Raw genomic sequence first — 14,334 nt, 5'->3', positions numbered from 1 at the left:
CATCATCCACCCGCGTCGCGGGTCTGGCGACCCGGGGACCCCGCCCACGGGCGTAGCGTGGGACCGTGGTCGTGTCCTCCGGCGACGCCGGGACGCCGGGCGTGATCGCCCACCGTCCGGGGTCGTGGTTCCTGCTGCGCGATCCCGGCGACCGGCGGCTGCTGGATGTGCGGTGCGACCAGGGGCCGGTCACCGGGTCGGTGCTGATCGAGCTCGACGCCGAGGAGGCGGCGGCCTGGCGGTCGGGCGGTGTCGCGGCGATCGACGACCTGGCCCGACGCATCGCCGACTCCGCGCCGCTGGCTCGCGCCTCGTCCTCGGCGTACCGCAGCCGCGACCTGAGCGCGACCGAGGCCGCGCGCACCGACCCGGCGGTACTCGACTTCCTGCGCCGCGCCCGGTCCGGGGCCGGACCCGATCACGACCGCGGCGCCCCGGCACGAGAGGCTCGGGCCGAGCCCCGTCCGACGCGGACGGGCGATCCCTCGACCCAGGAGACACCCATGACCGACCCCGTCGCCCCCTCGGACGTCGTCGCGGCCCTGCGGCGACCGGTCGCACCGCCGCCGGCGGCGATCGCCGCGCAGGCCCGGGAGCGGCTGGCCGCCCTGGCCACGCCTCCGGGGGCCCTCGGAGGCGTGGGCGAGCTGGCCGTGTGGTGGGCCGCCTGCACCGGGCGGCCCGCGCCGGACGCGCCGCAGGCGGTCCGGCTGGTGATCTTCGCCGGCGACCACGGCGTCGCCGGATCCGGGGTCTCGGCCTTCCCGCCGGCCATCACCGGCGCGATGGTGCGCACCTTCCTCAGCGGTCGTGGCGGCGTGAACGTGCTGGCCCGGCGACACGACGTGGCGGTGCGGGTGCTCGACCTCGCGGTCGACGAGGACCTTCCCGACCTCGATCCGGAGGTGCGCGCGCGGGTGCAGCAGTACAAGGTGCGGCGCGCCAGCGGGTCGATCGAGCGCCAGGACGCCCTGACGCGCGAGGAGGCGGAGCGGGCGATCGCCGCCGGGGCCGCGGTCGCGGCGGAGGAGATCGCCGCCGGAGCCGACCTGCTGCTCAGCGGCGACATGGGGATCGGCAACACCACCCCCGCCGCCGCGCTCGTCGCCGCCGCCCTCGGGCTGGACCCCGCCGAGGCCGCCACGGTGACCGGGCGCGGCACCGGGATCGACGACGCCGCGCTGGCGCACAAGGCCGCGGTGGTCCGTGCCGCGCTGGAGCGCACGCGCGCGCGCTGGCACGACCCCGTGGACACCCTCGCTGCACTCGGCAGCGCCGACCTCGCGGCCGCGGCCGGCTACCTCGCCGCGGCCGCGCACGCCGGCATCCCGGTGCTGCTGGACGGATTGATGAGTGTCGCGTGCGCGGTGAGCGCCGAACGCCTCGCGCCCGGCTGCGCGGCCTGGTTCGCCGCCGGCCACCGGTCGCCGGAACCGGCCCAGCGCCTGGCGCTGGACCACCTCGGCCTGGTGCCGCTGCTCGACCTCGGCATGCGGCTCGGGGAGGGGTCGGGTGCGGTCGTCGCGGTGCCCCTGGTCCGCAGCGCGGCCGACCTCCTGCGCGACGTGGCGCTGCTGAGCGACCTGGGCTGATCCGGGCGGCTGACCGGGCGGCTGATCCGGGCGGCTGATCGGGCCGGCTGATCGGGGGCTGCGGCGTCGGATTGAGTAGCCGCGCTCAGGTGCCGAGGGTGTCCGGCGGCCGATGATGGGCAGGACCCGGGTGGACGCCGCCCGGGCGCACCGGACCCCGTCCCCGCACCCCTCGGAGGAACCATGTCGCTGCCGCCCACCGGAGCCGTGCTCCCGACGTCGCGCACCGCCGGAACCGGCCTGGGCTGCCCGCAGTGCGGGGTGCCCCTGCCGGGGGTGGTCGAGGCCTGCGGGTCGTGCGGCATCCGCCTCACGGGACCCCGCGCGATCCGCCTCTGGCAGGTGGACCAGCAGCTGGTGCGGCTCACCTCCGAGCGCGCCCGGCTGATCGAGGAGCTGATGCGCCCGGTCGCCGCCGCGGGGGTGCCCGGGCGGCCCGGCGTGCCCCCACCGCCCCCGGGGCCCGTTCCCGGCCCGGGTCGGGCTCCCCGCCGCACCGGGCAGCAGCTGCTGCTCGGCCTCGGGGCGGTGATGCTGCTCTCCGCGGCGGCGTTCTTCGTGGCCGTGCTGTGGCTGCTCGTCGGGGTCGTCGGCCAGGCATTGATCATGGCCGGGCTCACTGCGGCAGCCGTCGGCGGCTCGGTGCTGGCCGTCCGGGCCCGACTGACGGCCACCGCCGAGACCGCCGCCGTGATCGCCGTGGGACTGCTGGCCATCGACGTCTCGGCGGCCTGGTCCCTCGGCCTCGCCGGGCTGGACCGCCTCGCCTTCGCGACCTACGCCTGCGTCGCCCTCCCGGTCTGCGCCGTCCTGCTGGTGCTCGCGCACGTCGTGAGCCGGCGTGCGCCGCAGTCGCCGCAGACCTGGTGCGGTCCCTCGACCTACCTCCCGGCCGCGGCCGTGTCGCTGCTCGGCGCCGGCCTCGCGCTGATCGACGCCGTCGACCTGCAGCGCCTCGGCCTCCTCGCGCTCGTGCTCACCGTCGCCGCGGCCCTGGGGGCGGTGGCCCTGGCGGCCCGCACCCTGCTGCCGCGGCTGCCCCTGACGCCGGCCGCCGGTCCGGGCTCGGGGCCGGCGCGTGCCTCGCTCGGGCTGCTGATCACCGGTGTGCTCGGCGCGCTCGGCCTCGCCGCCCTCGTCGCCCTCCACCTGACCTACGCCCTCACGGGGCCGCTGCTCGACCGCTACGTCGCGGCGGGCGCCCTGGTGCTGCTCGCCGTCGCGCTGCTGCTGTCGACCCGGGTGGTGCCCGGTTCCCGTGCCCTCGCGGTGGTCGGCGCGGTGGTGGCGACGGCGCTCGCCGTCGGCTCGCCGCTCCTCGACCTGCCCTCGATCGCGGTGGTCGTGCTCGCGACGCTGGCGGCGGTGGCGCTGGCCGGGCTCGCGCTCGGCGTGCCCTCGACCGGCCCCGGTGTCGACCGGCTCGCCGGCGCACTGGCCGGCATCGCCGCGGCCGGGGCCGGCGGCGCCGCCCTGCTGTCCACGACCGGCAACGACACCGGCCGCGAGCTCCTGCGGCGCGTCGCCGACTCCCGGGTCACCGGATCGGACGGGCCGCTGCCGCTGCTGCTGCTCGGCCTGCCCGTCCTCGCGCTGCTGGTCGCCGCCGTGCTGATGGTGGTGCGTCGTCGCCGCGGCGGCTGGGTGGCCGTCGCCACGCTCACGCTGCTGTGGGCCACGGTGCTGCTCAGCAGCGACGCCGACGCCGCGACCCGCGTGGTCGTGCACCTGGGCGTCCTGGTCCTCACCGCGGCGCTCGCCGTCCTCGCCGCACACCGCGCGCCCCGAGCCGCGGCGCCCGCTGTGCCCACGGTGCCCACGGTGCCCACGGGGCCCACCGTGCCCCGGCTGGCTCCCCGACTGGATCTCGCGGGCGTGCTCGCCTCGTCCGCCCTGGGCATCCTCGCCCTCGGCCACGCGGTCGCCACCGAGTCGGCCGGGTGGCCGGCCGCGGTGTTCGCCCTGTGCGGTGTCGTGACCGTGGTCTACGCCGGGGCGCCGGGCCGCCTCCCGATGGCCTACCTCGGCTCGCTGCTGCTCTCGGCGTCCTCGATGGTGCTGCTGGCCGACGGTGGCGTGGCGGTCGTCGAGGCCTACAGCCTGCCGCTGGCCGTGATGCTCGGGATGATCGGTGTGGTGCAGCACGTGCGCGGCGTCTCAGCAGGTCGGATCCCCTCGACCCAGCTGACCCTGGCGCCGGCGCTCGGCGTGGCGCTCATGCCCTCGACGATGCTCGCCATCGCCGCGGGCGGCGAGGTGCGGCTCGCGGTCGTGACCCTGGTGGCCGTCGCCCTCACCGTCGGCGGCGCGCTCGCCCACCTGCGGGCCCCCACCCTCGTCGGGGGGATCGCGGTGGTGCTGGTCGCGCTCACCCAGGGCGGTCCGCTCATCGCCTACGTGCCCGGCTGGATGACCCTCGGCCTGGGCGGCGCCGTCCTGCTGGTGGCCGGCGTGCTGTGGGAGCAGGCGCTGGCGGCCGGCCGCGCCACCGGCCGCTGGATCGGCGCGATGCGCTGACGGGGCCGGGGTCGGCGCGGATGGCCTGGGCCGGTGGGGGAGCATGTCCCCATGGCCGACCTGGACTCCCCGCTGACCCTGCCGAGCGGTCTGGTGCTGCCGCACCGGATCGCCAAGGCGCCGATGACCGAGAACCTCGCCGACGCCGACAACCAGCCGACCCCCGCCCACGAGCGGCTCTACGCCCGGTGGGCGCGCGGCGCCGCAGGCGGCCTGCTGATCACGGGCAACCTGATGGTGGATCGTCGCTACCTCGAGCGCAGCCGCAACATCGTGGCGGACCGTCACCTCGACGTCGTCCGGCTGCGGCGGGTGCGCGACGCCGCGGCCGACAGCCCCCTGATCGCCCAGCTCGGTCACCCGGGTCGCCAGACCAACCGCTTCGTGGCCCGTCGACCGGTCGCCCCGAGCGCCGACGCCGGCGCGGTCAGGATGATGGGGCTCTTCGGGCGCCCGCGCACCCTGAGCGTGAGTGAGATCGAGGCGATCGTCGCCGGCTTCGGCACCGCCGCCCGGCACTGCGCCGACGCCGGGTTCGACGGCGTGCAGGTGCACGCCGCCCACGGCTACCTGCTGGCCCAGTTCCTGTCCCCCCACGTCAACCGCCGCACCGACCGCTGGGGCGGGGACGTGCGCGGGCGCGCCACGGCGCTGCTCGACAGCGTGCGGGCCGTGCGGGCCGCGACGTCGTCGTCGTTCACGGTGGCGGTCAAGCTCAACGCCTCCGACTTCCGCCACGGCGGGTTCACCGAGGACGACGCGGAGCAGGTCGTCGGGATGCTCGTGGAGGAGGGCGTCGACCTCATCGAGATCTCCGGTGGCACCTACGAGAGTCCCGCGCTGTTCGGCGAGGTCGACGGCCTCACCGACGCCGACCCCTCGTCGGGCCCCGCCACGCACAAGGAGGCGTACTTCGCCTCCTTCGCCCGGCGGGCCCGCACCCGGGCGGCCGGCGTGCCGCTCATGCTCACCGGCGGCATCCGCACCCGTGAGGCGATGGTCTCGCTGCTGGCCGACGGCGGGGTCGACGTCATCGGCCTGGGCCGCCCGCTGGCGATCGACCCCGACCTCACCGCCAAGCTGCTCGCCGGCGACCCCGGCCGCGAGCTGCCGCGCTACACCCTCCCGACCGTCGCCGGGCTGGCCGGGGAGTCGGAGTGGTACGAGACCCAGATCGCCCGGATGGGCGCCGGAGCCGAGCCCGACCCGGGACTGCACCCCGTCGTGGCCGCCGCCCGGTTCGTGGGCGGCGAGGCCGTGCGCGGGCTCGGCGGCCAGCGCCGCCGAGCCCGGTTGGTCGCCCGTCCCTGACGCCGGACCGGCTCAGACGAGCGCCGCGGCCACGCGGCGCTCGTCCAGCGGCCACGGCCGCCGGGCGCGACGGGCGCGCAGGAGGTCGCCCGCCGCGGCTGCGCGATCGGTGTGGCGCAGGCAGAAGAGCAGGGTCTCCTCCACGACCTCGCGCTGCGCGGCCGACCCGCCCAGGTCGGGGAGCGCGGGCAGGAGGGCCTGCAGCCGGAGGGCCGCGCCCGCGTGGTCGCCGCGGAGCAGGCGCTCGAAGCCGTCCACCAGGGCCGCCACCGTCGTCGACATCACCGGATCGGTGCTGGTGCGCACGTGGTCGCCCAGCTCGGCGAGGCCGGCGTCGTCGCCGGCGGCGAGCAGGCCCAGCGCCGCGTGGGCCGCGGTGAACGGGGTCGGCGGGTGCCGCAGCAGCTCGGCGTCGACGGCGGCCAGCACGGGCGCGACCGGCGGCACCGGGTCGCCGTCGACACCCCAGCACGCTCCCGTCGTCATCCGCCAGCGCCACAGCAGCGAGGCGGAGTCGACCAGGGCCCGCACCCCGGTGACCGTCGGCGGCGCGAGCTCGGTGTAGTAGCGGCGCCGCACCGCCTCGGTGTCACCCTCGGCGAGCTCGTGGAGCGCGGCGTGCCAGGAGAAGTGCGCCCGGTGGTTGGCCGACCGGCCGTTCTGGGCGATCCAGTGGTCCAGCCACACCCGCCCCTGCTCGTGCTGGCCGGTCTCGTAGAGCACGTGGGCCAGGGCGTGGGCGGCGTGGCCGGAGGCGGGCTCGCAGGCCAGGGCGCTCTCGGCGAGCAGGCCCGCCTCCTCGAAGCGGTCCTGGTCCTGGCGGGTGAAGGCGAGCAGCGAGAGGTACCACCAGTGGTCGCCGTAGGCCGGCGCGAGACCCTCGACCAGCTCCCACGCCTCGCGCCGCACGTCGGTGACCCCGGAGAAGGCGATGGTCGGCACCGCGGCCGAGACCGCCAGCACGTCGCGCGGATAGGCCGCGACGTGGCCCAGCAGCGCGGCGTCGCCGTGGGCGCGCGGGCCGTCCACCCGGGCCCGCACGACGGCGACGAGGCTGCGCTCGCGGTCGTCGCCGCGCGCCGTGACGGCCTGTTCGGCGGCCTCGAGGCTGCCGAGCACGTCGGTGGCCGCGCCGGACTCGTGGCCCAGCAGGGCGAGGGCGGCGTGGGCGAGGGCGAAGCCGGGGTCGAGGCGGGCGGCCTCGCGCAGCTGCTCCTCCGCCCCGTCCTGGAGTCGCATCACCCGCTCGAGACCGGCGTTGAAGGCCAGGGCGGCCTCGGCGGTGGCCGAGAGCGGCAGCCCCAGCGGGTCGCGCGGCCGGGCCACCGGGTGGTGGCCGCTGACGAGGCGACCGTCGGCGAGGCGGCGCGGGACCGGGGCGACGGCGTCGAGCACCGCGGTCGCGACGCCCAGCGCCTGGGCGCGGATCTCCGGTACCGCGGTGGACTCCCACAGCTCGCCGCGACGCAGGGCGCCCAGGGTCCACACCGGCACCCGCAGCCGTCCGGCGCTGTCGCGCAGCCGGCCCTCGACGGTGCACACGCCCATCCCCGCGGTGGCGGCGACGGCCAGGCTGCGCCCGTCCGCGCGGGTGCGGAGCAGGTCGTCCAGGAGCGGGTCGCCGACCTCCCGCACGTCGAGCCGCGGCCCGGTGCAGTTCACCACCCAGCCGACCTCGCGCACGTCGCCGTCGGAGAGGTGCACCCGCAGTCCGCCCCCGGCGAGCGGTGCGGCGTCGAGCACCCGGCCCGCCCCGAGGGTGAGGGTGCCGGTGGCCAGCAGGTCGTCCACGCGGCGGTGGCTGGTGGGGGACATCCGGTGGCGCAGCCGGTTCCAGCCGGCGGCGTCGTGGGCGAGGAAGCCCTTGCGCGACTCCTCGTCCAGCCGTTGCCACAGCGCGCTCAAGCGGAACCGCAGCCCGTCGACGGCGGCGCGCCAGTCGCCGCCGTCGGCCCGCGCCTGCTCCAGGTGCAGGTGCACGTGCCCGCGCAGGGAGTCCAGGTCGTGGCCCCAGTCGCTGACGTCGGGGATGACCGGCGGCAGCATGCTCGGCGCGTGGCGGTGGGGGAGTCGCCCGGATCGGCTCGTGGCATGGAGGGTGCGGTCGGGCCGGGCCTCGCGCAGCGTGGTGAGGGCGACGTCGACGGCGGTGAGGCCGGTGCCCACCAGCAGCACGTCGGCCGGGCCGGACCGGTCGCGCCGCACGACGTCGAGGGCGCCCGGGGCCCAGGGGTCGGGGACGAAGAAGGGGGACGCGCGCAGCGCGGCGGGCGCCCAGTCGGTCGCCGGGGCGGGCAGCCCGGTGCCGAGCACGACGGCGTCGCCGTGCAGTCGGGTGCCGTCGTCGAGGGTGACCACCGCACCGTCGGTCCCGGCGTCGGCGGGATCGAGCGCGACGGCGCGACGCGGGTGGTGGGTCAGGGTGATCTCGCCCGCGTGCTCGGCGAGCGCGCCGCGCAGCACCTCCTCGAGGTAGCGCGCCCACTCACGGCGCGGCACGAACTCGTAGGGGTGGGCGGTGGCGGGGCTGGTGCGACGCCGCCACGCGACGAAGTGGCCGGGGTCCTCCGGCAGTGCGCTCATGCCCGCGGCGGGCACGTTGAGCAGGTGGTCCTCCTCCCACGTGCCGAACGCGGTGCCGGTGCCGACCCGCGGGGCGGGATCGACGACCACCAGGTCGAGTCGGGTGGAGCGTCGGGCGGCGGTCCGCGCCAGGTGCAGGCAGGTGAGCGCGCCGGCCGCACCGGCGCCGATCACCACGATGGTGGGGCGTCCGATCGGTGCGCGCGGGTGGCCGGTGGACGGGCCGGTCGACGAGCCGGGGGTGGGGCCGGGGGTGGGGCCGGAGTGGGGGCTGGACGTCACGGGGTCTCCTTCGATCCGAGAATCGGACGAAGTGTATCGACCTGATCTGATTTAGATGGAATGGCCGGACGCCCGGCGCGTCACTCCGGCGCCCCGGGGTGGGAGCTCAGACCTCGTGCACGAACTGGTCGCGGTCGAAGCGGACCTGCGGCCAGAAGACGCCGTCGGGGGCGCGCTCGCCGGCGCCGATCACCATGATCGGCACGGCGGCGGCGTCGAGGTCGAGCAGTCGTGCCACCCGCGCCTCGTCGAAGCCCTCCATCATGCAGCTGTCGAAGCCGTGGGCCCGCAGGGCGAGCACGAGGTTCTCGCAGGCCAGCGCGGTGGACTTCGCCGCCCACAGCCGCAGGTCGGCGCGGGTGAACGGCCCGCGCGGCATGGGCCGCACGAGCCCGACCGCACCGTAGGCGAGGCGCTTGACCCGGCCGGCGAGGTCGAGCGGCCCGGGCGCGTAGTGCCACGGGATGAGCCGGTAGTACCGGGTGACCAGCGGGTTGCGGTCGGCCAGCGGCCACTCCCGCAGCATCTGGGCGGCGTGCGGCCGGATCCGGTCGGTGCGCGCGACGCACACGATCAGCTCGGCGGCCGTGCTGGCGGCCAGCTGGCCCAGGCAGGCCGTCACGAGGGCCCGCTTGGTCTCCGGCGTGCGGACGACGTAGAACTCCCACGGCTGCAGGCCTGAGGAGTTGGGCGCGAGCATCGCCAGGTCGAGGCACTCCTGCAGCACCTCGGGCGGGATCGGGCGGTCGGTGAAGCGCCGCACCGAGCGCCGCCCGCGCACGACCTCGCGGAACGCCTCGAGTCCCGCCTCGTCGACGTCGACGGCGGGCTCGTGATAGCGCCGCTTGCCGTCGATCTCGATCATCGCCTGCTGGTCGGCCTGCTGGTCGGCCTGCTGGTCGGTCGGCTGGGTTGGGGCGGTCACCGGGTCTCCTCGGGGTCGGGGTGGGGCTCGGGGGTGGGGCTCGGGGGGTGGGATGTGGGCCGGGACACGACGCGGTGCCCTCCGGTCCAGCATGCCCACGACCCGTGGGCGCGGGCGGACTAGGTTCGATCCATGGTCACCGACGACGCCGCCACGCCCACCACCACGACCCGCATCGTGCTCGCCGCCCGCCCCGTCGGGGAGCCGCAGGACTCCGACTTCCGGCTCGAGCAGGCCGACCTCCCGGCGCTCGCCGAGGGTCAGGTCCTGCTCCGCACGCGGTACCTGTCCCTGGACCCCTACATGCGCGGCCGGATGAGCGAGGCGAAGTCCTACGCCGCGCCGGTCCCGCTGGGCGGGGTGATGGTGGGCGCGACGGTGGCCGAGGTCGTGGCCTCGCGCAGCGACCGCCGCGCGGTCGGCGACCTCGTCCTGGCCTACAGCGGCTGGCAGAGCCACGACGTCGTCGACGCCCGCGCCACCCGCGTCCTGGACCCCGCGGTCTGGGACGGACTCTCCCCGTCCCTGGCCCTGGGCGTGCTCGGCATGCCGGGCTTCACCGCCTACGCCGGACTGCTGGAGATCGGCCGCCCGGCCGAGGGCGAGACGGTCGTGGTGGCTGCCGCCACCGGACCGGTCGGATCGGCGGTGGGCCAGATCGCGCGGCTGCGCGGAGCCCGTGCCGTGGGCATCGCGGGCGGCCCGGAGAAGGCCGCCGCGCTCACTCAGGAGTTCGGCTTCGACGTCGGCCTGGACCACCGGGCGCCCGACTTCGTCGAGCAGCTCGCGGCCGCGACGCCTGACGGGGTCGACGTCTACTTCGAGAACGTGGGGGGCCCGGTGACCGAGGCCGTCACCCGCCGTCTGAACACCTACGCCCGGATCCCCGTGTGCGGTCTGATCGCCGACTACAACGCCACCGAGGCCCCGGCGGGCCCCGACCGGCTGCCCGGCTTCATGCGCCGGGTCCTCACGCAGTCCCTGACGGTGCGGGGCTTCATCCAGTCCGAGTTCGAGCCGACCCACCGCGAGGCCTTCGAGCGCGACATGACCGCATGGGTCCGGGAGGGGCGCGTGCGCTTCCGCGAGGACGTCGTCACCGGGCTCGAGCAGGCCCCCGAGGCGTTCCGGGGCCTGCTGCGCGGCGCCAACTTCGGCAAGCTCGTCATCGCCGTGTGAGTCGGGCCCCAGGAGTCCGGCGCCGCCGGGCTGCCGGGCGGTCCCCTCACCCCTCACTGTGAGGGGGCCGGCGCCCGGCGCGCCTAGGGTGGAGGACATGTCTGAGACCAACCCGCGTCAGAACGTCACCTTCCCGAGCAACGGCCACCAGGCCCACGGCTACCTCGCGGTGCCGGCCGGCGGCAGCGGCCCCGGCGTCGTCGTCGTCCAGGAGTGGTGGGGTCTGGACGACCACATCGCCGACGTCTGCGACCGGCTCGCCGGGGAGGGCTGCGTGGCCCTGGCCCCCGACCTCTACGGCGGGCGCGTGGCGCACGACTCCGACCAGGCCGGGGAGTTCATGATGAGCCTGCCGGTGGAGCAGGCCGCCAAGGACCTCAGCGGCGCGGTGGACTTCCTGCTGGGCCACGACGCCGTCACCTCCTCGACCGTGGGCACGGTCGGGTTCTGCATGGGTGGCGGCTTCGTGCTGCTGCTCGCCGTGGAGGCGGGGGAGAAGGTCTCCGCCGCCGTGCCGTTCTACGGTGTCGGGCCCGCGGTGCCGCAGGCCTACGCCGGCCTCACCGCCGCCGTGCAGGGCCACTACGCCGAGCAGGACGGCTTCTACCCGGTCGAGCAGGCCCACGCCCAGGAGGCGCAGATCCGCGCGGAGTCGGGGGCGGAGGTCGAGTTCTTCTACTACCCGGCCGGCCACGCCTTCCACAACGACGAGGACAAGGCCGGCAACTACGACGCCGGCTGCGCCGCGCAGGCCTGGGACCGCACGGTCGGCTTCCTCAAGGCCCGCGTGTCCTGATCCGGGCGAGCGCGCGGGGGCCCGGCCGTGGGCCGCCTCACAGTCGGCCCGTTTCGGCCGCCCCCGCGCCTCGCACGTACGGTGGGGAGCTCGTGCGCCCGCCGGACCGGAGAGCATCGGCGGGGGCGAGGACGATCCCCTAGGAGGCTCTCGGGTGAGACTCACCTCGATTCCCGCCGCGGCGCTGACCGTCGGCCTGACCCTCACGGCCACCGCCACGGTGGCGCCCGCGGCCGTGCCCCGTGACGACACCGGCCACGAGCGCAGCGCGTCGGCCCCGGCCCCGCGCGAGGCGGCCCGACCGCGCATCCCGCGGCCCCCGATGATGCTCGGCCCCGGAGACGCCGGCGTGTCCGACATCGGCGGACAGGCGCAGGTCCGCAAGTCCCGCTCGGGCTACATCTACATCTCCGGCCAGCAGAGCAACCACCTGCGCGTGGTCTACATCGAGAAGCGCGACGCCCTGCGGTTCCGCGACACCCGCACCCCTCGGGTGCGCCCGCTGCCGAAGGGCTGCGAGAAGGAGAAGGTGGCGCGCGGGATCTCGGTGGTGTGCGCGGTCCCGCGCCGCTTCGAGGGCCGCCGTTCCTACGTGCAGGTCTGGCCGCGCCTCGGTGACGACTACGTGGACGGCCGCGACCTGCCCGGCCGGTTCCGGCTCTGGGTCCTCGCCGACCGCGGCGACGACGTCGTCTACGGCGGCGACGGCGCCGACTTCGTCAACGGGGCCAAGGACGACGACCGCCTCTACGGCGGGCGCGGGAACGACTTCCTGCGCTCGGGTCCCGGCGCCGACCGGGTCGTCGGTGGCGCCGGTCGCGACCGCATCGGCCGCTCCTGATCCGCCTCCGACCGCACTCGACGGCCCCTCGCAGACGCTGCGCGGGGGCCGTCGTGCGACACGCGGGAGCAAGTTTCAACTTCGGGGTGTCGCGAAACGCGGTCATCTGCGCATAATTAGAACGCGTTCTAGTTTATCCCGAGGAGGACCCGTGGCGATCGACGTCATGCAGCAGGTGGAGGAGCGTGCCGAGGAACTGGCCGCGCTCGGCCCCGTCAACGAGAAGCTCGGTCGGCTCGACGACCGCGCCGCCAAGCTGATGCGCGACGCCGGGGTGATGCGGCTGCTCCAGCCCGCCACCCACGGCGGGTACGAGGTGCACCCGCGCGAGTGGGCCGAGGTCACGATGCGGCTCGCGCAGCTCGACGGCGCCACGGGCTGGCTCTCCGGCATCGTCGGCGTGCACCCGTGGGAGATGGCCTTCGTCGACCCCCGTGCCCAGGACGAGGTGTGGGGCCAGGACCAGGACGTCTGGATCGGCTCCCCGTACGCGCCGATGGGCGTGCTCAAGCCGGTCGACGGCGGGTATGAGTTCTCCGGCCGCTGGCAGTTCTCCTCCGGGACCGACCACTGCCAGTGGCTGTTCCTGGGCGCGCTGCTCGGCGACAAGGACGGCGTCCCGCTGCTCGACCCGCCGCAGCTGATCCACGTGCTGATCCCGCGCAGCGACTACACGATCGTCGAGGACTCCTGGGACGTCGTGGGCCTCAAGGGCACCGGCAGCAAGGACATCATCGTCGAGAAGGCGCTGATCCCGGAGTACCGCACGGTCACCTACACCTCCCTGGTGGACGGCTCGGCCTGGCGCGACCGCGGCCTGGAGAACCCCACGTTCCAGATGCCGTTCTCCTCGATCTTCCCCCTCGGCATCACCTCGGCGGTGATCGGCATCTGCGAGGGCGCCCTGGCGCACCACCTGAACTACCAGCGCAGCCGGGTGCAGATCACCGGCCGCAAGGTCAAGGACGACCCCTACGTCATGAACGCGATCTCCGAGGCGGCGGCCGAGATCCACGCCTCGCGGATCACGCTGCTCGACGGCGTGTCGCGGGTCTACGACGGCGTCGCGGCCGGCAAGGAGTACGAGTTCAAGGAGCGCGCTCTGGGCCGCCGCAACCAGGTCGCGGCCTCGTGGCGGGCCGTGCGCGCGTTGGACGAGATCGTGGCCCGCTCCGGCGGCAACGGCATGCGCATGGACCACCCGCTCCAGCGGTTCTGGCGCGACGCGCACATGGGGCTGACCCACGCGATCAACGTGCCCGGGCTGGTCAACCACGCCGCGGCGCTGTCGATGATCGACGTCGAGGCCCCCGGCTACATGCGCCCGATGATCTGACGCACCACCCCTGCCACGCACGACGGCCCGGCCCCCTCGCGGGGGCCGGGCCGTCGGCGTCCGGTCAGCGGTAGTCGTCGGCGCAGAGGAACTCGGAGTCGACCACGGCCGGCAGGGCGTCGTAGTAGTCGAACTCGTCGTTGAACGCCGCGATCGTCACCGTGCGGGTGCCGAGCGGGAACGCGGCCGCCTCGGGCTGGTCGGAGTCGTTGGTGAGCTCGACGTCGACCTCGGTGGACTCACCCACCGAGACGGTGAACCGGATCGTGGCGGGGTTCTCGGCGTCGGCCTGCAGCACCGGGGTGCCGCGGAAGGCCAGGCAGGCGCGGGTGTCGTAGTCGGTGGACCACTCCAGGTCCTCCACGGTGGCGTTCCAGCCCCGGCGCCCGGTGCCGTCGCCGAAGACCCCGTCGGCCACCCGCGCGGGACGCGCCTCGACCTTCGGGAGCAGCTCGCTGGGCACCCACCCGAACACCCGGATCGTGACGATGCTGCTCGTGCCGAGCACGCGGCCCCGGTTCTCGAACCGGGCGCGGTAGCGGGTGGTCCCGATCTCCGCGGCGGTGAGCGGCAGCACGACCTGCCCGCTGCGCCCCACGGCACGCGTGGCGACGGTGACCCAGCGCCCCTGACGGGCGGCCTGGAACAGCACCCGGGTGACCCCGGCCGGCGGGCGCACCCGCAGCGTCGTGCGGTCCCCGACCTCCAGCTGCGAGGCCGAGGCGGTGAGGGGCACCGTGGCGCGCGCGGAGCCGACGGGGCCCACGGGGCGTGCCGGCGCGACGGCGTCGGAGGGGAGCGGGGTGAGCAGCGGTGCGACCGCGACGACGGGCAGCAGCAGCGGCAGGGACGCCCAGCGGGCGCGGCGGTGGGAGGGAGCCATGGCCGGATGGTAGCGGCGCCGGCCCCGGGGGAGTGACGTGTGCCACCGCGCGTGCGTGCACGCGGGCCCTCCCGGGTGTGGCCGTGGCG

General features: G+C 75.9%; 10 protein-coding genes. 7 read left to right on the top strand and 3 right to left on the bottom strand.

What is annotated here, in order from left to right; genetic code table 11:
- The first annotated feature begins 65 nt into the window (after nucleotides 1-65).
- From cobT to ACERUJ_RS01100, 3 genes are all read left to right on the top strand, one after another.
- Entirely contained in the window at nucleotides 66-1,592 is a 1,527-nt protein-coding gene (gene cobT / locus ACERUJ_RS01110; RefSeq protein ID WP_370246589.1) for a nicotinate-nucleotide--dimethylbenzimidazole phosphoribosyltransferase, read from the top strand.
- 183 nt (nucleotides 1,593-1,775) lie between these two features.
- The gene (locus ACERUJ_RS01105; RefSeq protein WP_370246588.1) at nucleotides 1,776-4,109 is read left to right on the top strand and encodes an SCO7613 C-terminal domain-containing membrane protein; all 2,334 of its coding nucleotides are present in this window, start codon (nucleotides 1,776-1,778) and stop codon (nucleotides 4,107-4,109) included.
- A 51-nt stretch (nucleotides 4,110-4,160) separates the two neighbouring features.
- Nucleotides 4,161-5,420, top strand: a complete 1,260-nt coding sequence (locus ACERUJ_RS01100; RefSeq protein ID WP_370246587.1) for an NADH:flavin oxidoreductase — start codon at nucleotides 4,161-4,163, stop codon at nucleotides 5,418-5,420.
- A 12-nt stretch (nucleotides 5,421-5,432) separates the two neighbouring features.
- Here ACERUJ_RS01100 and ACERUJ_RS01095 read toward each other — a convergent pair whose 3' ends face one another.
- Both ACERUJ_RS01095 and ACERUJ_RS01090 read right to left on the bottom strand, forming a co-directional pair.
- On the bottom strand, nucleotides 5,433-8,285 hold the full coding sequence (locus tag ACERUJ_RS01095; protein WP_370246586.1) for an FAD/NAD(P)-binding protein: 2,853 nt from the start codon (nucleotides 8,283-8,285) through the stop codon (nucleotides 5,433-5,435).
- 106 nt (nucleotides 8,286-8,391) lie between these two features.
- Nucleotides 8,392-9,210 (bottom strand): nitroreductase family protein, encoded by an 819-nt coding sequence (locus ACERUJ_RS01090; RefSeq protein WP_370246585.1) that lies wholly within the window; start codon nucleotides 9,208-9,210, stop codon nucleotides 8,392-8,394.
- 132 nt (nucleotides 9,211-9,342) lie between these two features.
- On the opposite strand from ACERUJ_RS01090, the gene ACERUJ_RS01085 reads away from it, so the two are divergent.
- The 4 genes from ACERUJ_RS01085 (at nucleotide 9,343) to ACERUJ_RS01070 (ending at nucleotide 13,362) form a co-directional block, all read left to right on the top strand.
- Nucleotides 9,343-10,389: an NADP-dependent oxidoreductase gene (locus ACERUJ_RS01085; RefSeq protein ID WP_370246584.1), complete on the top strand. Its 1,047-nt coding sequence runs from the start codon at nucleotides 9,343-9,345 to the stop codon at nucleotides 10,387-10,389.
- A 97-nt stretch (nucleotides 10,390-10,486) separates the two neighbouring features.
- On the top strand, nucleotides 10,487-11,185 hold the full coding sequence (locus ACERUJ_RS01080; protein ID WP_370246583.1) for a dienelactone hydrolase family protein: 699 nt from the start codon (nucleotides 10,487-10,489) through the stop codon (nucleotides 11,183-11,185).
- 154 nt (nucleotides 11,186-11,339) lie between these two features.
- Nucleotides 11,340-12,026, top strand: coding sequence for a calcium-binding protein (locus ACERUJ_RS01075; protein WP_370246582.1), 687 nt, complete (start codon nucleotides 11,340-11,342; stop codon nucleotides 12,024-12,026).
- 151 nt (nucleotides 12,027-12,177) lie between these two features.
- Complete coding sequence (locus tag ACERUJ_RS01070; RefSeq protein ID WP_370246581.1) at nucleotides 12,178-13,362, top strand: acyl-CoA dehydrogenase family protein; 1,185 nt, start codon at nucleotides 12,178-12,180, stop codon at nucleotides 13,360-13,362.
- A gap of 64 nt (nucleotides 13,363-13,426) precedes the next feature.
- Here ACERUJ_RS01070 and ACERUJ_RS01065 read toward each other — a convergent pair whose 3' ends face one another.
- Nucleotides 13,427-14,245, bottom strand: a complete 819-nt coding sequence (locus tag ACERUJ_RS01065; RefSeq protein ID WP_370246580.1) for a hypothetical protein — start codon at nucleotides 14,243-14,245, stop codon at nucleotides 13,427-13,429.
- Between the last annotated feature and the right edge of the window lie 89 nt (nucleotides 14,246-14,334).

Origin of the sequence: Nocardioides sp. (assembly GCF_964228225.1) — a bacterium.
Classification (GTDB): domain Bacteria; phylum Actinomycetota; class Actinomycetes; order Propionibacteriales; family Nocardioidaceae; genus Nocardioides.
The sequence above is the reverse complement of the archived record's forward strand: the minus strand, read 5'-3'. Positions and strand labels throughout refer to the sequence as shown.

Bases quoted from the DNA above. Each gene is read 5' to 3' on its own strand.
- ACERUJ_RS01065 (WP_370246580.1), bottom strand. From the start codon at position 14,245: ATGGCTCCCTCCCACCGCCGCGCCCGCTGGGCGTCCCTGCCGCTGCTG.
- ACERUJ_RS01105 (WP_370246588.1), top strand. From the start codon at position 1,776: ATGTCGCTGCCGCCCACCGGAGCCGTGCTCCCGACGTCGCGCACCGCC.
- ACERUJ_RS01100 (WP_370246587.1), top strand. From the start codon at position 4,161: ATGGCCGACCTGGACTCCCCGCTGACCCTGCCGAGCGGTCTGGTGCTG.
- ACERUJ_RS01080 (WP_370246583.1), top strand. From the start codon at position 10,487: ATGTCTGAGACCAACCCGCGTCAGAACGTCACCTTCCCGAGCAACGGC.
- ACERUJ_RS01085 (WP_370246584.1), top strand. From the start codon at position 9,343: ATGGTCACCGACGACGCCGCCACGCCCACCACCACGACCCGCATCGTG.